This is a genomic window from Knoellia sp. B-D-2, assembly GCF_057714695.1.
This window is the reverse complement of the sequence record NZ_CM173189.1, coordinates 3119173-3137652: the sequence shown is the minus strand read 5'-3', so window position 1 is coordinate 3137652 and position 18480 is coordinate 3119173. Positions and strand designations below refer to the sequence as shown.

Here is an 18480-nt window from a genome sequence, read left to right as displayed (position 1 = left end):
TGCTAGATGATCATTGTCAACCAAAGGATTTTCGTTCGAGAGTGATTGCTCCCCGACCTGAGGCCGGCTCGCCATCACCTCGAGACGAGGTTATTGGCATCGATTTTTGACACGCTGTTGAGTTCTCAAGGTTCGGACGCGCACCATCACCCGACTCGGTGAGTCGTGATCCGGGGCAACTGTTCAAACTTACCCGCGTCCATGCTTGGGCGTCAAATCCGTGATCCGCTCGCTGAGCGGGCCGGTCATGATCGCGCTTGGATCTTGGCGGGCTCCCACCGTAGCAGCCTCTCGGCGGCCGTTCCACACCCGCGTCTCGCGCTGATGCGGCCTGGTGGGCGGTGCCACTGTAACTGCCTTTCGGCGCTACTCCAACTTCGCGTTTCCGCAGCTGTCGGTGTGGACTTTCCCAACCGTAACACCCTCTGGGCGTTGCTCCGTCCGCGGCGTTTCCGCCGTGTCTGGCTGTTGGGGTCTGCCCCGGGACCGGCCTACTTCGTGCGAGGCGCTGGGCCTCACGCGGTGGTGTCCGTTCCTCCCTGTCGGGCTGACGTCGAGAACATTAGAGGACGTTCTCCGCAGAACACAAATCGGCACTGCCCTCGGGTGGCTCCGTACGGCCTCGGCGTTCGCGATTCCGTTGTGGCACAACGGATCTAGACTTTGAAACCCGCTGCCATGGACTTGCGTCCACGCCTGAGGATGGCCACGGAGCCGTGCAGGAAGTGCTCGTCACCGAGCGTGAGCTCGGGATCGGTGACCTTCTCGCCGTTCACCGAGGCCCCACCGTCACCGATCGCGCGGCGTGCGGCGTTGCGGGAGTCCACGAGTCCCACGGCCACGAGCGCATCGGTCACCGTCATCCCCGCGGACACCTCGCCCCCGGGCAGCTCGGCGGTCGCGTCACGCAGCGTCGCCGCGTCGAGGGCGGCGAGGTCGCCCTTGCCGAACAGGGCCTCGGAGGCCGCCTGGACCGACGCGGTCGCCGCGGCTCCGTGCACCAGGGTCGTGACGTCGGCGGCGAGGGCGCGCTGGGCCGCCCTGCGGAAGGGCTCCTCCGTCACCTGTCGCTCGAGCTCGGCGACCTGCTCCCGCGTCCGGTCGGTGAAGATCTTCAGGAGCTTGACCACGGAGGCGTCCTCGACGTTGACCCAGTACTGGTAGAAGGCGTACGGGCTCGTCATGTCGGCGGAGAGCCAGACGGCGTTGCCCTCGCTCTTGCCGAACTTGTTGCCCGCGGCGTCGGTGACCAGGGGGGTCGTGAGCAGGTGCACCGACTCGCCCTCGACCTTGTGGATGAGGTCCGAGCCGGCGGTGAGGTTCCCCCACTGGTCCTGCCCGCCGGTCTGGAGCGTGCAGCCGTGCGAGCGGTAGAGCTCGAGGAAGTCCAGGCCCTGGAGGATCTGGTAGCTGAACTCCGTGTACGAGATCCCCTCGTCCGACGCGAGCCGGGCCGCCACCGCCTCCTTCCTCACCATCTGGTTGACCCGGAAGTGCTTGCCGATGTCGCGCAGGAAGTCCAGCGCCGACATCGGCGCGGTCCAGTCGAGGTTGTTGACCATCACCGCCGCGTTGTCCCCCTCGAACTCGAGGAAGGGCTGCACCTGCTCCTGGATGCGCCCCACCCACTCGGCCGTCTGCTCCTTGGTCTTGAGCACCCGCTCCGAGCTCGGCCGCGGGTCGCCGATGAGACCGGTGGACCCCCCGACCAGGCAGATGACCCGGTGGCCGGCGCGCTGCAGGTGCCGCAGGACCACGAGCTGGACGAGGTTGCCGAAGTGCAGCGACGGTGCCGTCGGGTCGAAGCCGCAGTAGGCGGTGACCTGCCCCCCGGTCAGGGCGTCCCGCAGGGCGCTCTCGTCCGTGGTCTGCGCCACGAGGCCGCGCCACTGCAGTTCCGCGAGGATGTCGTTCACGGGCGCCAGCCTGCCACGGGCGTCCCGGTGGACGACCACGCGCGTCGCGGTGTGGGATGGGACGGTGCCGACGCTCTTCGAGGGACAGACACCCGTGGACCTCGACGTCGCGCGGTCGCTCGTGGCCGAGCAGTGTCCCCAGTGGTGCGACCTCCCCCTGCGGGCCATGGCCACGTCGGGGACGGAGCACACGACCTACCGGCTCGGCGCAGAGCTCCTCGTGCGGCTGCCCCGCGACGCGTCGGCGGAGCAGGGTCTGCACCGGGAGGTCGAGTGGCTCCCCCGCCTCCGGGGGCTCCTCCCGCTCGAGCTGCCGGTCGTCGAGCACGTCGGAGCCCCCACCGAGCACTTCCCCCACGCCTGGGCCGTCAACCGCTGGGTCGCCGGGGAGGACGCGTCCGCCCGGGTCCTCGCGGGAGACGTGCCCTCCTCGTGGGCCGGGGACCTCGCCGGGACGGTCACGCGGCTGCGCGCCGTGGACCTCACGGCGGTCCCCGACGACCTCCTGCCGCGGGGTTCTCGCGGTGGGCACCTCCGTGACCGCGTGGCCGGGCTGGGGCGCCAGGTCGACCCGGTCGCCGGACCCTTCGACCCCGGCCCGGTGCGGGACGTCGTCGCGCGGGCTCTCGCCGCGGGCGAGCCCCCGGCGGAACCGGTGCTCCTGCACGCCGACCTCATCCCGGGGAACCTCGTCGTCCGGGACGGGCGGCTCGTGGGGCTGATCGACTTCGGCACGCTCACGACGGGCTGCGCCGCGTGGGACCTCACACCCGCCTGGTGGGTCCTCGACCCGCCGGGGCGCGACCGCTTCCGGGACCTGCTCGACGTCGACGACGTCTCGTGGGCGTGGGGGCGGGCCCTCGCCGCCGTGCAGGGCGCCCTCGCCGAGTGGGTGTACGCACCGCGTCGGCACCCGCTTGCGCCGCTGGGTGCGCGGGCGCTCACCGAGGCGCTCTCCGGCTGAAAGACTGGCGACCATGACCGAACAGGCAGCAGGCACGCAAGGCGGGCACACGGCATACGCGGGGTTCATCGCCGGGTTGCCCAAGGCAGAGCTGCACGTGCACCACGTGGGGTCGGCGCGGCCCGAGACGGTGGCGCGGCTGGCCGAGCGCCACCCGGACTCCGGTGTGCCGCAGGGGATCGAGGCGCTCCGCAACTTCTACACGTTCTCCGACTTCGCCCACTTCATCGACGTCTACCTCGCCGTCGTCTCGCTCCTCCGCACCCCGGAGGACCTCCACCTGCTCACCTACGAGGTGGCGGAAGGCCTTGCGGCGCAACAGGTCCGCTATGCCGAGCTGACCATGACACCGTTCACCAGCGTGCGGGCCGGCATCCCGATCGAGGCCTACACCGAGGCGATCGAGGACGCCCGGCGCCTGGCCGAGAGGGACCACGGCATCGTGCTCCGCTGGATCTACGACATCCCCGGTGAGGCAGGTCTCGAGTCGGCCGACGCGACGCTCGGCTACGCGCTCGAGCACGGACCGAGCGCGCTCGTCGGCTTCGGCCTCGGGGGTCCCGAGGTGCCGCGCCGGCAGTTCGCCCCGTACTTCGACCGCGCCCGGGCGGCCGGCCTGCGCTCGCTGCCGCACGCGGGCGAGTCGACCGACGCCCAGTCGGTGTGGGACGCCCTCGACGCCCTGGGCGCCGAGCGCATCGGGCACGGGATCCGGGCCGTGGACGACCCCGCCCTCGTCGAACGACTCGTCGCCGAGCGCATCCCGCTCGAGGTGTGCCCGACGTCGAACATCGCCACCCGCTGCGTCGCGGAGCTGGCCGAGCACCCGATCCGGGCGCTGCGTGACGCCGGTGTCGTCGTCACGGTCAACAGCGACGACCCCCCGATGTTCGGCACCACCCTGGGGCGGGAGTACGCCATCGCCGCCGACCTGCTCGACCTGGACGAGCACGGGCTGGCCGACCTCGCCCGCACCGCGGTCGACGTGAGCTGTGCGCCGGACGACGTGAAGCGGCGCGTGCGCGACGAGATCAGGACGTACGTCGACGGGCGACCGCCGGCCGGTAGGCGCTGACCGTCGGCTCCGCGTCGAGCCAGAACCGGAAGGGGTATGCCGTCCCGTCACCACCGGGGCCGCTCACGCCGACCCGCGGACCGGTGCGGACTGCCCCCGGAGGGACCGGCTCCACGGGAGCAGCGAAGGTCACCGCGGCCCCCGGAGCGCAGACGTCCGCCCCGTCGTGGGACCGGTCGACCCCGAGCGTGCTGGTGAGGCGCGCGGGACCACGGGCCCAGTCGCGTTCGCGAACCCCGGCCCGCCGCGTGGCGGCCACGTCGCGGCCGCCGACGACCTCACCGGCCCGGAGCAGCACGGCCTGCGCCTCGCCCTCGTCGCCGCAGACGACGTTGGCGCACCAGTGCATGCCGTAGCTGAAGTAGACGTAGAGGTGCCCGGCCTCACCGAACATCACCTCGGTCCGCGGGGTCCGGCCACGGAAGGCGTGCGACCCCGGGTCGGTCCCCTCGCCGGTGTAGGCCTCCACCTCGGTCAGCCGGACGGTCACGCCGGCATGGGTGAGCAGGCACCCGAGCAGCTCCGGCGCCACGACCGGCGCCGGCCGCGCGAAGAACGACCGCGGCAGGGTCACCGGGTGACGGGAGGCGCCGCGGTCCAGGACCGGGCGTCCGACGCGGCATCGGCAGCCCGCTGCCGCTGCTCCGCGACCCGCACCGGCGCGGTGCCGCCCTTGGCGTCCCGGGACGCGAGGGACCCCTCGACCGTGAGCACCTCACGCACCGCGGGGGTCAGGTGCTCCGAGACGGCCGCGAGGTCGTCGTCGGAGAGGTCCCACAGCTCGATGCCGCGGGACTCGCACACCCGCACGCACTCCCCCGCCACCTCGTGCGCGACCCGGAACGGCACCCCCTCGCGGACGAGCCACTCGGCGATGTCGGTGGCGAGCGAGAAGCCCTGGGGCGCGAGCGCCGAGAGGCGGTCGGTGTCGAACACCAGCGTCTCCACCATGCCGCTGAACGCCGGCAGCAGGACCTCGAGCGTGTCGATCGAGTCGAACACCGGCTCCTTGTCCTCCTGGAGGTCGCGGTTGTAGGCGAGCGGGAGGCCCTTGAGGGTCGTGAGGAGCCCGGTGAGGTTGCCGACGAGCCGGCCGGCCTTGCCACGCGCGAGCTCGGCGACGTCGGGGTTCTTCTTCTGCGGCATGATGCTCGACCCGGTCGAGTACGAGTCGTCGAGCGTGACGAAGCCGAACTCCTTGGTCGCCCAGAGGATGACCTCCTCGGCGAGGCGCGACAGGTCGACCGCGACCATGGCGGTGACGAACGCGAACTCGGCGACGACGTCGCGGGCCGCGGTGCCGTCGATGGAGTTCTCGACCGAGCCCGCGAAGCCGAGGTCCGCGGCCACGGCCTCGGGGTCGAGGCCGAGCGAGCTGCCGGCCAGGGCGCCGGACCCGTAGGGACTGAGGGCGGCGCGCCGGTCCCAGTCGCGGAGCCGGTCGACGTCGCGCAGGAGCGGCCACGCGTGGGCGAGCAGGTGGTGGGCGAGCAGGACGGGCTGGGCGTGCTGGAGGTGCGTGCGTCCGGGCATCGCCACCGCCGGGTGCCGCTGCGCCTGCGACATGAGGGCGTCGACGACGTCGAGCACCAGCCCGCCGACGGTGCGTGCGTGCTCGCGGAGGTACATCCGGACGAGGGTGGCGACCTGGTCGTTGCGGGACCGCCCGGCGCGGAGCCGGCCGCCGACGTCGGACCCGGCCCGCTCGATGAGGCCGCGCTCGAGCGCGGTGTGCACGTCCTCGTCGTCCGGTGCCGGGACGAACGCGCCGGACTCCACGTCGCCCGCCAGCGCCTGCAGGCCGGCGAGCATCGCGGCCAGGTCGTCGTCACCGAGCAGTCCGGCCGCGTGGAGGACCCGCGCGTGGGCACGGGAACCGGCGACGTCGTGCAGGGCCAGCCGCCAGTCGAAGTGCGTCGACCGGGACAGCTCGGCCAACGCGTCGGCGGGGCCCCCGGAGAAGCGCCCGCCCCACAGGCTGAGGCGCCCCTGGTCCGGGGTGGTCGAACCCGAGTCGCTCACACGTTCTCCTTGCGGGTGTAGGCCATGAGGCGCCCGGCCACCGTGCGGGAGGTGGAGGCACTCGTCGTGATCACCATGATCGTGTCATCCCCGGCGATCGTGCCGACGACGCCTCGCACGCTCGTGTGGTCGATGGCCGAGGCGAGGAAGTTCGCGGCCCCCGGCGGTGTCCGGAGGACGACGAGGTTGGCGGACACGTCGGCCGACACGAGGAGCTCGTGGCACCGCTGGGCGAGCCGGCTCGTCGTCTCCTGCCCGTCGGGCGCGACGCGCACGGTGCGGTCACCGCCCTCGCCCGGCACGGCATACACGAGGCTCTTGCCGACCCGCACCTTCTCCGCGCCGACGTCGACGAGGTCACGGGACAGGGTCGCCTGGGTGACGTCGATGCCGTCGGCCGCGAGGATCCCGAGGAGCTCGGTCTGCGACCGGACGGCGCGGCTGGACAGGATCGAGACGATGCGCTGCTGCCGCGCGGTGCGGCTGGAGGAGATCGTCATCGGCGGTCACCGCCGGACTTCTCGACGAGCCACGACAGCACGGCCTTCTGGGCGTGCAGGCGGTTCTCGGACTCGTCCCAGACGACCGACTGGGGCCCGTCGATGACCGAGGCGTCGACCTCGAAGCCGCGGTACGCCGGCAGGCAGTGCAGGAAGATCGCGTCCGGCGCGGCCCGGGCCATCAGTTCGGCGCTCACCGCGTAGCGGGCGAAGGGGCTGGTCGACCCCTGCCGCGAGTCCTTCTCCTTCTCGAACCCCATGGAGACCCAGGTGTCGGTCGCGACCACGTCCACGCCCGCCACGGCCTCGGCCGGGTCCTCGACGATCGTCACCGATCCCCCGGTCTCGGAGGCGATGGCCCGGGCCCGGGCGAGCACCGACGGGTGCGGCTGGTAGGTCGCCGGCGTCCCGATGCGCACGTGCAGGCCCGACATGGCCATGCCGAGCAGGTAGCTGTGGCTCATGTTGTTGGCCCCGTCACCGACGTAGGCGAAGGTCAGCCCGGCGAGCCGCCCCTTGTGCTCCTTGATGGTGAGCAGGTCGGCGAGGATCTGGCACGGGTGGAACTCGTCGGTGAGGGCGTTGACGACCGGGACGCTGGAGTGCGCGGCCATCTCCTCGATGCGCTCCTGGCCGTAGGTGCGCCACACGATCGCCGTGGCCTCGCGGGTCAGCACGCGCGCGACGTCGGCGATCGACTCGCGCACCCCGACCTGGGCGAGCTTGCCGTCGATGACGAGGGGGAAGCCGCCGAGGTGGGCGATGGCCGCGGCGAACGAGACCTGCGTGCGCAGGGTCTGCTTGTCGAAGAGGACGGCGACGACCTGCGGACCCTCCAGGGTCCGGTCGCTGAACGGCCGCGACTTGATGGCGGTGGCGCGTTCGAGGATCTCGGCCTGCTCCTGCGGCGAGACGTCGTCGTCCCGGAGGAAGTGACGGACGGTCGTGGTCATGGTGCCGACTCCTTGGCGATGGCGATGAGCGAGGGCAGGGCGGTGACGAAGAGGTCGAGCTCGTCACGCGTGATGGTGAGCGGGGGGACGAGCCGCAGGGCGTCGGGGGCCACGGGGTTGACGAGGAAGCCGGCGTCGCGTGCCGCGGCGGTGATGCCGGCGGAGAGGTCGGAGCGCAGCACGATGGCGCGCAGCAGGCCGCGTCCGCGGACGCCGACCACGTCGGGGTGCTCGAGGGCGGTCACCGCGTCGGCGAGGTGCTCGCCGGTGCGCGCCACGTGGTCCAGCAGGCCGTCGGCCTCGATGGTGTCCAGCACGCTCAGCGCCGCCGCGGACACGAGCGGGTTGCCGCCGAAGGTCGAGCCGTGCTGCCCGGCGGTGAGGAGCCCGGTGACGTCCGGGCCGAAGGTCACGAGCGCCCCGATGGGGAGCCCGCCGCCTAGGCCCTTGGCGAGGGTGATCGCGTCGGGGACGATGCCGCTCGCCGTGTGCCCGAACCAGTCGCCGGTGCGGCCGATGCCGGACTGGACCTCGTCGATGACGAGCAACGCGCCCGCGGCCGTGGTGATCTCGCGGGCGGCACGGAGGTATGCCGGGTCCGCGACGACCGCTCCCGCCTCACCCTGGACCGGCTCGAGGACGACGGCGGCGGTCGAGCGCGTCACGGCGGAGCGCAGGGCGTCGACGTCGTTGAAGGGGACGTGGCTCACCTGCTCGATGAGCGGGGCGAAGGGCGTGCGGTAGGCGGGCTTGTGCGTGAGGGCCAGGGCCCCCGTGGTGCGCCCGTGGAAGGCGCCCTCGGCGGCGACGATGCCGGTGCGACCGGTCCGCCGCGACAGCTTGATCGCAGCCTCGATGGCCTCGGCTCCCGAGTTCGCGAAGAACACCCCGGAGCCGGCCGGCGCCCCGGCGATCGCGAGGACTCGCTCGGCGAGCTCGACCTGCACCCGGGAGGTGAAGAAGTTGGAGATGTGCGCCATCTCGCCGACCTGCTTCGACACCGCGGCGACGAGCGCCGGGTGGTTGTGGCCGAGGGCGTTGACGGCGATGCCGCCGACGAGGTCGAGGTAGCGCTTGCCGTCGACGTCCCAGACCCAGGCGCCGTCGCCGCGCTCGAGCACGAGCTGCGGGGTCCCGAAGACCGTGATGAGGGAGTGCTCGTACCGGTCGAGCAGGTCCTGCGACCGGGACGTGGGGGCCGTGGTGCTCATGCGTCCTCCTCGATCATCGTGCCGATGCCCTCGGAGGTGAAGACCTCGAGGAGCAGGGCGTGGGGTTCGCGGCCGTCGATGACGTGCGCCTGCGGCACGCCGTTCTCGACGGCCCGGATGCAGGCCTCGAGCTTGGGGATCATGCCGCTGTCCACCGTGCGGAGCAGCTCGCGCGCGCGGCTGAGCGGCAGGGTCGAGAGGAGCGATGTCCGGTCCGGCCAGTCGGCGTACACGCCCTCGACGTCGGTGAGGACGACGAGCTTGCGGGCCCCGAGCGCCGCCGCGAGGGCGGCCGCCGCCGTGTCGGCGTTGACGTTGAGGACCTGGCCCTCGTGGTCGAGGTCGGGGGCCACCGTGGACACGACGGGGATCCGGCCGGCGTCGAGGAGGTCGACAACCGACTGCGTGTTGACGGTGACGACGTCGCCCACCAGTCCGAGGTCCTCCTCCACGCCCTCGACGACGACGCCGCGACGACGGGCGCCGAACAGCGCGCCGTCCTCGCCCGACAGGCCCACGGCGATCGGGCCGTGCTGGTTGAGCAGGCCGACGAGCTCGCGACCGACCTGCCCCGTGAGCACCATCCGCACGACGTCCATGACCTCGGGCGTCGTGACGCGCAGGCCGCCCTTGAACTCGCTGGCGAGACCGAGCCGGTCGAGCATCGCCTGGATCTGCGGACCGCCGCCGTGCACGACGACGGGTCGCAGGCCGGCATACCGGAGGAAGGCGATGTCCTGCGCGAAGGCGAGCTTGAGGTCGTCGTCGACCATGGCGTTCCCGCCGTACTTGACGACGACGAGCGCGCCGCGGAACCGCTCCAGCCACGGCAGGGCCTCGACGAGGGTCCTCGCCCTGGCCCGGTGGCCGTCGTGGGTCATCGCTGCTCCTTCACGAGCTGTACGCGGAGTTCTCGTGGACGTAGTCGTGGGTGAGGTCGTTGGTCCACACCGTCGCCGTGGCGAGCCCGGCGTGGAGGTCGACGACGACGCGGACCTCGCGCGGGGTGAGGTCGACGAGCGAGCGGTCGTCGCCGACCGTCGCTGCGCGACAGACCTGGACGCCGTTGATCTCGACGTCGAGCCGGGCCGGGTCGAACGCCGCGCCCGTGGTGCCGACCGCGGCGAGCACGCGACCCCAGTTGGGGTCGGCACCGAAGATGGCCGCCTTGAACAGGTTGCTGCGGGTGACCGACCGGGCCACCTCGACGGCGTCCGCCTCGGTCGCGGCCGACCGCACCTCGACGGCAATCTCGTGGCTCGCGCCCTCGGCGTCGGCCACGAGCTGCCGCGAGAGGTCACCGCACACCCGGGTGAGCGCTGCCGTGAGGGCGCCGGGACCCACCCGCACTCCCGACGCCCCGGAGGCCAGCAGGACCACGGTGTCGTTCGTCGACATGCAGCCGTCCGAGTCGACGCGGTCGAAGGTCGTCGCCGTGGCCGCACGCAGCGCGGCGTCGAGGTCGGCGGCGTCGGCGACCGCGTCGGTCGTGAGGACGCAGAGCATCGTCGCCAGCCCGGGAGCGAGCATGCCCGCGCCCTTGGCCATGCCGCCCACGGTCCACCCGTCGCCCGTGACGACGGCCTCCTTGGGCACGGAGTCGGTCGTCATGATGGCGCGGGCGGCGGTCGGGCCGCCGTCAGCCGACAGCCCCCCGGCCGTGAGCAGGACGCCCGTCTCGATGCGGTCCATCGGCAAGAACTCCCCGATGAGCCCGGTGGAGCACACGACCACGTCCGAGGCGCTCACGCCCAGGGCGTCGGCCACGAGCTCGGCGGTGCGGTGGGTGTCCTGGAACCCGCGCGCGCCGGTGCACGCGTTGGCGCCGCCGGAGTTGAGGAAGACGGCGTCGGCCCGCCCGTCCGAGACGACCTGGCGCGACCAGGTGACCGGGGCCGCCTCGACCCGGTTGGTCGTGAACACGGCGGCGACGTGGTGGTCGGGTCCGTCGTTGGCCACCAGGGCGACGTCGCTCGCGCCCGACGCCTTGAGGCCTGCCGTAGCGCCGGCTGCCCGAAAGCCCTGCGCTGCAGTGACGCTCACGACCCGCTCCGCCCGGTGAGGACGGTCGGGGTGACGATGAGGCCCGCCTTGCGCCACACGGCCTCCGCGACGGTGATCCCGCCCTGCGGCACGAGGATCCAGTCGGTGTCGTAGGTCGAGAGCGCGAGGACGCTGATGCCGGCAGGGACGAGCGGGGCGAGGATCTCGGACATGACACCGACGGCGTCGAAGGCGAGGGGACCGGCGACCTCGACGGCGCGGAACGGGCCCTCGGTGAGGACACCCGCGGGCACGACGTCCTCGAGGCACACGACGGAGGTCTCCCGGGGTGACCTGCTCAGGGAGGCGAAGGGGCCCGGCGTCCAGTCCCAGTCGGGCTCGGCGCCGGCGTCGAGACGCGCGACGACGAGCGCCTCCGGGTGGGTCATGAGGTGCAGTGGCATGGCGCTCACGGCGCCACCCCCGATCCGAGGAGGCCCGTCGACTCGGGGAGTCCGACGGCGAGGTTGAGGCACTGCACGGCCGCGCCCGCGGTGCCCTTGGCGAGGTTGTCGACAGCGGCGACGGCGACGACGCGGCCGGCGCGCTCGTCGAGGGCGACCTGGACGACGACGTGGTTGCTGCCGACGACATGTGCGGTGGCCGGCCACGTGCCGGGCTCGAGCAGGTGGACGAACGTCTCGTCGGCGTATGCCGTCCGCCACGCCTCGCGCACGTCCGCGGCCGACGTGCCCGGCACGACCCTGGCGGTGCACGTCGCGAGGATGCCGCGGGGCATCGGAGCCAGCGTCGGCGTGAACGAGACCCGGACCGGAGCGCCGGCCGCCGCCTCGAGGTTCTGCTCGATCTCGGGGGTGTGCCGGTGCGTCCCACCGACGCCGTAGGGCGACATCGAGCCCATGACCTCGGAGGCGAGCAGGTGCGGCTTGAGCGCCTTGCCCGCGCCGGAGGTGCCGGAGGCGGCGACGACGACGACGTCGTCACCCTCGACGACGCCGGCGGCGAGGCCCGGTGCGAGGGCCAGGCTCACCGCCGTCGGGTAGCAGCCGGGGACCGCGATGCGCTGCGTGCCGGCGAGGTCGTCCCGCCCGCGACCCCCGCCGGACAGGGGCAGCTCGGGCAGTCCGTAGGCCCACGAGCCGGCATACGCGGTGTCGTAGAAGGTCGTCCACGCGGACTCGCTGCTCAACCGGAAGTCCGCGCCGCAGTCGATGACGACCGTGTCGGCGGCGAGCGCGGACGACACCGAAGCCGAGTGGCCGTGCGGCAGGGCGAGGATGACGACGTCGTGCCCGGACAGCGTGTCGGGGGTGGTCTCCAGCAGCACCCGGTCCGCGAGAGACCGCAGGTGGGGGTGGATCGCGCCGAGCGTCGTCCCCGCGTTGCCACCGGCCGTCACCGCGCCGATCTCCACCGCGGGGTGCTCGAGCAGCCAACGGAGGGCCTCGCCCCCGGCGTAGCCGCTGGCACCGGCGACTGCGACCTTCAGCATGTGCATAGTCTTGCACGCAGCGACAACTCTATGCAATTCCGTCCACGGGGTATCAGGTGTTCGGCTGGATCGAGATCCGCTTCCGGCGGAGCTCTGACGTGGGACCGCAAGAGCTCGCCGCCCTCGTCGCGCGCAAGGCCGAGGTCGTCATGCGCCCCAGCGGTGTCGCGCGCGGCCTGCCGTGGGAGCCGGCCGAGGCCCCCGTGTCCGACCTCCGGGACCTCGTCGGGAGGCTGTCCGTCTCGGCGCTGCGCGGCGTCGGTCCGCGATGGGCCGCCCGGCTGGCGCAGCGGGGGATGCTTACTTTCGGCGACCTCGCCTCGCTGTCTCCGACGACCGTGGCCTCGTGGGCGGGCGCGGAGGACGGCGGGTATGCCGTCCAGCTCGTCGCGAGGGCACGCACCTGCCGTCGACGACGATGTGCTGGCGCAGGTCCGCGTCAACGCCGGCTGAGCCCTCCGAGAGGGTCAGGTCAGCGGGTCGTCGTCCCCCCACGGGACGAGCCCGAGGGTGCGGTCGAGCTCGCCGAGGCCCGCGCTCGCCCGGGCGGACAGGGAGGCAGGCGTGTCGAGCCCGGCGCGCACGAGCCGGCCGCTCCAGGCATCGAGGTCACCCGCGGCGATCGCGAGCAGCAGCTCGGTCACCTCCCCGGGCGAGGTCCACTCCGTGCGGCCCCGGTGCATGACCATCGGCTCGGTCATGTCGGTGCGGACGACGCCCGGCGCGAGGTCGAAGACGAGGGCCGCGCGGTCCTCCCCCAGCCCGAGCTGCGACGTGAGCCGGGCCAGGGCGCCCTTGCTGACGTTGTATGCCGTCGCGACGCCGGCGTTGCGGTAGGCGGCCCCCGAGTTGATGTTGACGATCCGACCCGTGCCGGGCGTGAGGTGGGGCAGCACCGCCCGCGTCATGAGGTAGGGGCCGCGCACGTTGACCTCGACGGTCTCCCACCACTGGTCGGGGTCGCTGTCGGCCAGGGGCACCTCGGCGTCGATGACGCCCGCGTTGTTGACGAGCAGGTCCACGTGACCGTGGCGCCCGACCACCTCGGCCACCCAGGCGTCGACGGCGGAGCGGTCGGTCACCGGGGCCGTGGAGCGCGACCCGCACTCGACGGCATACCCGGCGTGCTCCAGCGCGTCGGCGACGTGCGCGCCGATGCCCCGGGACGCCCCGGTGACGATGGCGACCGGGCTCATCGCTGCACCGCACCGGTGCGTCGAGCCGCCGAGGCCACCGCGGAGTCGCGCAGTCCCGACACCTCCTCGGTGGTGAGGGTGCGGTCGGCGGCTCGGAAGGTCAGCCGGTAGGCGAGCGACTTCCGGCCCGGCTCCAGCTGGTCGCCGCGGTAGACGTCGAAGAGGGAGACCGTCTCGAGCGTCTCGCCCGCGCCCTCGCGCAGGGCGGCCTCGACCTCGGCCACGGTGACCGCGTCGTCGACCACGAGCGCGACGTCGCTCTGCGCCATCGGGAAGGTCACGAGCGTGGACGCCTGCACGGTCGGCTCGGCCGCGGTGACGAGGACGTCGAGGTCGAGCTCACCGGCCACCGACCGGGCGGGGAGGCCCAGCGCGGCGACGACCTTCGGGTGGAGCTCGCCCACGTGGCCGACGAGCGTGCCGTCGGCGAGCTCGACGCGGGCGCACCGGCCCGGGTGGTAGGGCGCGACGCCGTCGGCGACGGTGGCGACGGGCACACCGAGGGCGACGCCGAGCACCCGGACGAGGTCGACGACGTCGGTGACGTCCGCGGCCCGACCGGGCCCCCACCAGCCGCCACGGTCGCGCTCGCCCGCGAGGACGAAGGCGAGGTGTCGCGGCTGGGCGGGGACGGCTGCCCGGATGGCGGCCAGCGTCTCCGCGGAGGGGCGCACACCGACGTCCTCGGTCGGGGCCGAGCGCTGCTCGCCCTCGAGGTCGACGACCAGCCCGATCTCGAAGAGACCGACGTCGCGCGACCCGCGGGCGACGTTGCGGCGCAAGGCATCCACCATCGTCGCGAGCAGGCGGGTCCGCATGAGGGGCTGCTCGTCGGACAGCGGGTTGGCCAGGCGCACCGACCGGGCGAGCTCGGCGTCGACGTCGAGCCCCAGGGCCGCGTAGCGGTCCGCGCTGACGAAGGGGGCGCCCCACACCTCGAAGAGGCCCTGTCCCGCGAGCACGTCGGCGACGATGCGGCGCACCCGCTGGGCATGGGTGAGCCCGGCCCCGCCGGGCGGCGTCGGCAGCACCGACGGGATGCGGTCGTAGCCGTGGATCCGGGCGACCTCCTCGACGAGGTCCGCGGCCGTGGTGAGGTCCGGGCGCCACGTGGGCGGGACGACCGTGACGTCGTCCGCGTCTCGTGTCACGGTGCAGCCGATGGCCTCGAGGATCGACGTGACCTCCTCGGCGGCGTACTCGACGCCCACGATGCGTGAGGGGAAGTCGACCGGCATGGTCACCGCCGCAGGAGCGGCCGGCGTCCCGACGTCGGTGACGCCGGCGTCGGCGACCCCGCCGCCGTGCTCGACGAGCAGGTCCACCGCGAGCTGCGCCGCCGCGGCCGCGAGGGCCGGGTCGACACCCCGCTCGAAACGCCGGGACGCCTCCGACGGGAGCCGGTGGCGCCGGGCCGACCGGGCGATCGACACCGGCTCGAAGTGGGCGGCCTCGACGAGGACGTCGTGGGTGCCCTTGCCGACCTCGGTCTGCGCGCCACCCATGACACCGGCGATCGCGACGGGGCGCTCACCGCGGCGGTCGGTGATGAGCAGGTCCCCGGTGTCGAGGGCGCGGTCGACACCGTCGAGGGTCGTGAGGCGCTCCCCCGCCCGGGCGCGCCGGACGACGACCGGCTCCTCGAGCGTGGACAGGTCGAACGCGTGGAGGGGCTGGCCGAGCCCGAGCATCACGTAGTTGGTGACGTCCACAGGCAGCGAGATCGGGCGCATGCCGGCCTCGGTGAGACGAGCGGCCAGCCAGGCCGGGGTCGGCGCGGCCACGTCGATGCCTCGCACGACGCGGGCGACGTAGCGGTCGCACCCCGGCCTGCCCCGCACCGGGTCCTCGTCGGCGAGCCGGACGGCGAAGCCCGCCTCGTTCGCGGGGGGCGCCGCCGCGGCGAGCGCCAGCGCGGGGTCGGTGAACTTCGCGCCGGTGGCGTGGGCGTACTCGCGGGCGACGCCGCGCACGGAGAAGCAGTACCCGCGGTCGGGCGTGACGTTGACCTCGACGGTCTCGCGGTCGAGGCCGAGGAGCGGGATCGCGTCGCTGCCGGGCGTCAGTCCCGCGAGCAGGTCGTCCTGTCCCGCGAAGCGGCGGCCGAGGACCATGATCCCGTCGTGGTCGTCGCCGATCCTGAGCTCGCGCTCCGAGCAGATCATCCCGGCGGAGACGTGCCCATAGGTCTTGCGGGCGCCGACCTCGAGCCGTCCCTGCGGGGTCGTGAGCACGCCTCCGGGCAGGATGACGGCGACGAGGTCCCCGGGGGCGAAGTTGTGGGCGCCGCACACGATGCCCTGCGGCTCACCGGTCCCGTTGGCGTCACCGACGTCCACGGTGCACCAGTTGATCGTCTTGCCGTTCTTCTGCGGCTCGGGCTCCATGGTGAGGACCCGGCCCACGACGAGTGGTCCGGTGACGCCACCGGTGTGCAGCCCCTCCTCCTCCAGCCCGATGCGGACGAGGTCGGCGGCGATCCGCTCTCCCGTGGCGTCGTGCGGCACCGCGACGTACTCGCGCAGCCAGTCGATGGGAACCCGCATCAGATCTCCATCCCGAACTGTGCGGCGAAGCGCACGTCTCCCTCGATCATGTCCCGCATGTCGCTGACGCCCGTCCGGAACATCAGCGCCCGGTCGATGCCCATCCCGAACGCGAACCCCGTGTACCGCTCGGGGTCCACGCCGCACGCGGTGAGCACGTTGCGGTTGACCATCCCGCAGCCACCCCACTCGATCCACCCGGTGCCCTTGCAGGTCCGGCAGTCCGGGTCGGATCCGCCGCAGACGAAGCAGCGCAGGTCGACCTCGGCGCTGGGCTCGGTGAAGGGGAAGAACGAGGGCCGCAGGCGGGTGGTGATGCCCTCGCCGAAGAGCTCGGCCGCGAGCCGGTCGAGGGTGCCCTTGAGGTGGGCCATGGTGATGCCCTCGTCGACGGCGAGCCCCTCGACCTGGTGGAACGCGGGCATGTGGGTCGCGTCGAGCTCGTCGGTGCGGAAGACCCGGCCGATCGCCGCGACGTAGACCGGCACTCCGCGCTCGAGCAGGGTCCGGGCCTGCACGGGCGAGGTGTGCGTGCGCAGGACCAGCCCGTCCTCGGGCGGGTCGACGTAGAACGTGTCCTGCATCTGCCGCGCCGGGTGGTCGGCGTCGAAGTTGAGGGCGTCGAAGTTGAACCACTCGGCTTCGATCTCCGGCCCCTCGGCGATCTCCCAGCCCATGCCGACGAACAGGTCGGCGATCCGCTGCGACATCAACTCGATCGGGTGCCGGCGACCGAGCGGCCGGCGGGCGGTGGGGAGGGTGACGTCGACGGCCTCCTCGGTGAGGATGCGCTCGTCGCGCTCGGCCTCGAGCTCGCCATGGCGTGCGGTGAACGCCTGGGTGACCCGGGCGCGCGCCTGTCCGACGCGCTTGCCGGCCTCGGCCTTGGCGCTGGGCGGCAGCGCCCCGATCTCGCGGTTGGCCAGCGCCAGCGGCGACCTGTCTCCGGCGTGCGTCGAGCGCAGCGCCTTGAGGTCGTCGAGCGTGGTCGCCGAGGCGATCGCCGTCAGGGCGTCAGCCACCGCGGTGTCGATGGTCTCCGGGTCGAGCGCGGCGACCTCGACGGGGTCGAAGTTCGTGTTGGGTCCTGACATGGGTCTGCACTCTCGTCGCGGGCGCGATCACGTCGCGCGTGCGGGCTGGGGCCTCGGATGGGTCGAGGTGACGGGCCCCCGGGCGAAGCGTGGACGTCGGGCGTCCGATCCGGCGTGGATCAGGCCTGCCGCGTCACCGCACCTGGGGGCACCGTAAATCGGCGCACGGCACGCGGGGTGCGGAGGTCGGGGACGGGCGACATGCCCGCCAGCCTAGCGGGCGGGGGCGCGACGCCGCCGTCGGGTTTGCACCGCGCCGGCGCCGAGGACCGCGATGACGAGCCCCACCACGGCGGGTGCGACGAACCCGCCTCCCGGGCCGGTCTCGTCGATGGCGAGACCGGCGAACGGTGCGCCGAGCGCTCCCCCGAGGGTGAGCGCCGACCCGTGCCACCCCATCGCCTCCCCGCGGGCGGAGGCGGGGACGATCCGGCTGGCCTGGTCCACGCTCGCCGTGATGGTCGGCGCACACTGCAGGCCCGCGACGAACCCGAGGGCCGCCAGCGAGACGGTGCCGCCCGCGAGGGCCATGGGGAGCGTGACGAGGGCGAGCGCCCCGAGCAGCCAGAACGTCGAGATCGAGCGGCTCAGCCCGCCGTAGACGAGGGCCCCGATGAGCGAGCCGAGCCCCCAGAGGGCCAGGACGAGGCCGATGGCGGTGGGCTCACCGAGCTCGCGCATCCGCGCCACGATCCCGAGGTCGGTGCCGGACAGGACGAACGTCGCGCTCGCCGCGGCGAGGCAGACCGCGACGAACGGCAGCCCGAACCAGTCGGACAGGGCCGGTCGGCGACCGTCGGCCGCGTCCTCACCCTCGGACCGGAGGACCGGGTTGGCCAACCAGAGCGCGGCGCCACCGATGACGCCGAGCATCTGGATCCCGAAGAGGACCCAGCGCGTGTCCCAGCGCGACGCCGCCCAGATGGCCGAGGCCGGCCCGACGATGAAGGACAGCTCCACCGCCACCGCGTCGAGCGAGATGGCGGTGCGCCGTTCCGACGACGGCACCGCCGCGATGACGGCCTGCCGGATGATCGAGAACGTCGGCACGACGAAGAGACCGGCGACGCCGGCGAGGACGAGGAGGGGAAGGTAGCCGACGAACGGCGCCACCGACCAGCAGGCCAGCGCGACGAGGGTCGAGGGCAGGACGACGCGACGCAGCCCGATCCGGTCGAGGAGGCGCCCCCGCCATGGGCCGCTGACGGCGATGGCCACGGTGGCGACTGCGGCGAGGAGTCCCGCGGCGGCATACGTGCCCCCGAGCGTCGTGACGACGTGAACGGTGAGCAGGACCCCGGCCGAGAACACCGGGATGCGCACGAGCGTGCCGAGCAGCAGCGCGGCCTTCAGGCCCGGGCTGGCCAGGACGACGCGGTACGGCGCGATGGACAGCGCGGGCACGCAGGAACCCCTCTCTCACGGACCCGGGGTGCCGGGGCCCTGCGCAGGCTACGTCCGGCCGGGCGGTCGACCCAACTCGGCCCCGCCCGGCCCGCCCGGCCCG

General features: G+C 73.2%; 16 protein-coding genes. 2 read left to right on the top strand and 14 right to left on the bottom strand.

Annotated elements, in window-relative coordinates; genetic code table 11:
- Positions 1 to 656: 656 nt before the first annotated feature.
- The gene (gene tyrS / locus AC3EU2_RS14855; RefSeq protein ID WP_488177059.1) at positions 657 to 1916 is read right to left on the bottom strand and encodes a tyrosine--tRNA ligase; all 1260 of its coding nucleotides are present in this window, start codon (positions 1914 to 1916) and stop codon (positions 657 to 659) included.
- 64 nt (positions 1917 to 1980) lie between these two features.
- Here tyrS and AC3EU2_RS14850 point away from each other — a divergent pair, with 64 nt between their 5' ends.
- Together AC3EU2_RS14850 and AC3EU2_RS14845 are read left to right on the top strand one after the other, a co-directional pair.
- Positions 1981 to 2880: a phosphotransferase gene (locus AC3EU2_RS14850; RefSeq protein WP_488177058.1), complete on the top strand. Its 900-nt coding sequence runs from the start codon at positions 1981 to 1983 to the stop codon at positions 2878 to 2880.
- 13 nt (positions 2881 to 2893) lie between these two features.
- Positions 2894 to 3955 (top strand): adenosine deaminase, encoded by a 1062-nt coding sequence (locus tag AC3EU2_RS14845; RefSeq protein WP_488177057.1) that lies wholly within the window; start codon positions 2894 to 2896, stop codon positions 3953 to 3955.
- Here the strand turns inward: AC3EU2_RS14845 and AC3EU2_RS14840 are convergent.
- From AC3EU2_RS14840 to AC3EU2_RS14780, 13 genes are all read right to left on the bottom strand, one after another.
- Positions 3912 to 4529 (bottom strand): DNA-3-methyladenine glycosylase, encoded by a 618-nt coding sequence (locus AC3EU2_RS14840; protein ID WP_488177056.1) that lies wholly within the window; start codon positions 4527 to 4529, stop codon positions 3912 to 3914. The genes AC3EU2_RS14845 and AC3EU2_RS14840 overlap by 44 nt on opposite strands.
- Positions 4526 to 5977 carry an argininosuccinate lyase gene (argH, locus tag AC3EU2_RS14835; RefSeq protein WP_488177055.1) on the bottom strand — a complete coding sequence of 484 codons (1452 nt, stop codon included), beginning with the start codon at positions 5975 to 5977 and terminating at the stop codon, positions 4526 to 4528. Before argH ends, AC3EU2_RS14840 begins: the two co-directional genes overlap by 4 nt.
- Entirely contained in the window at positions 5974 to 6477 is a 504-nt protein-coding gene (locus tag AC3EU2_RS14830; RefSeq protein ID WP_488177054.1) for an arginine repressor, read from the bottom strand. Before AC3EU2_RS14830 ends, argH begins: the two co-directional genes overlap by 4 nt.
- Positions 6474 to 7430 (bottom strand): ornithine carbamoyltransferase, encoded by a 957-nt coding sequence (gene argF, locus AC3EU2_RS14825; RefSeq protein WP_488177053.1) that lies wholly within the window; start codon positions 7428 to 7430, stop codon positions 6474 to 6476. The genes AC3EU2_RS14830 and argF overlap by 4 nt, the downstream gene beginning before the upstream one ends.
- Positions 7427 to 8641: an acetylornithine transaminase gene (locus AC3EU2_RS14820; RefSeq protein WP_488177052.1), complete on the bottom strand. Its 1215-nt coding sequence runs from the start codon at positions 8639 to 8641 to the stop codon at positions 7427 to 7429. Before AC3EU2_RS14820 ends, argF begins: the two co-directional genes overlap by 4 nt.
- Positions 8638 to 9522, bottom strand: a complete 885-nt coding sequence (argB, locus tag AC3EU2_RS14815) for an acetylglutamate kinase (protein WP_488177051.1) — start codon at positions 9520 to 9522, stop codon at positions 8638 to 8640. The genes AC3EU2_RS14820 and argB overlap by 4 nt, the downstream gene beginning before the upstream one ends.
- 10 nt (positions 9523 to 9532) lie before the next feature.
- The gene (gene argJ, locus AC3EU2_RS14810) at positions 9533 to 10684 is read right to left on the bottom strand and encodes a bifunctional glutamate N-acetyltransferase/amino-acid acetyltransferase ArgJ (protein WP_488177050.1); all 1152 of its coding nucleotides are present in this window, start codon (positions 10682 to 10684) and stop codon (positions 9533 to 9535) included.
- Complete coding sequence (locus AC3EU2_RS14805) at positions 10681 to 11088, bottom strand: ACT domain-containing protein (protein ID WP_488179497.1); 408 nt, start codon at positions 11086 to 11088, stop codon at positions 10681 to 10683. Before AC3EU2_RS14805 ends, argJ begins: the two co-directional genes overlap by 4 nt.
- 5 nt (positions 11089 to 11093) lie before the next feature.
- Positions 11094 to 12137, bottom strand: coding sequence for an N-acetyl-gamma-glutamyl-phosphate reductase (gene argC, locus AC3EU2_RS14800; RefSeq protein ID WP_488177049.1), 1044 nt, complete (start codon positions 12135 to 12137; stop codon positions 11094 to 11096).
- A 467-nt stretch (positions 12138 to 12604) separates the two neighbouring features.
- Positions 12605 to 13333: an SDR family NAD(P)-dependent oxidoreductase gene (locus tag AC3EU2_RS14795; RefSeq protein WP_488177048.1), complete on the bottom strand. Its 729-nt coding sequence runs from the start codon at positions 13331 to 13333 to the stop codon at positions 12605 to 12607.
- Positions 13330 to 15879, bottom strand: coding sequence for a phenylalanine--tRNA ligase subunit beta (gene pheT / locus AC3EU2_RS14790; protein ID WP_488177047.1), 2550 nt, complete (start codon positions 15877 to 15879; stop codon positions 13330 to 13332). The genes AC3EU2_RS14795 and pheT overlap by 4 nt, the downstream gene beginning before the upstream one ends.
- The gene (gene pheS, locus AC3EU2_RS14785) at positions 15879 to 16973 is read right to left on the bottom strand and encodes a phenylalanine--tRNA ligase subunit alpha (protein ID WP_488177046.1); all 1095 of its coding nucleotides are present in this window, start codon (positions 16971 to 16973) and stop codon (positions 15879 to 15881) included. Before pheS ends, pheT begins: the two co-directional genes overlap by 1 nt.
- A gap of 213 nt (positions 16974 to 17186) precedes the next feature.
- Positions 17187 to 18377, bottom strand: coding sequence for an MFS transporter (locus AC3EU2_RS14780; RefSeq protein WP_488177045.1), 1191 nt, complete (start codon positions 18375 to 18377; stop codon positions 17187 to 17189).
- Between the last annotated feature and the right edge of the window lie 103 nt (positions 18378 to 18480).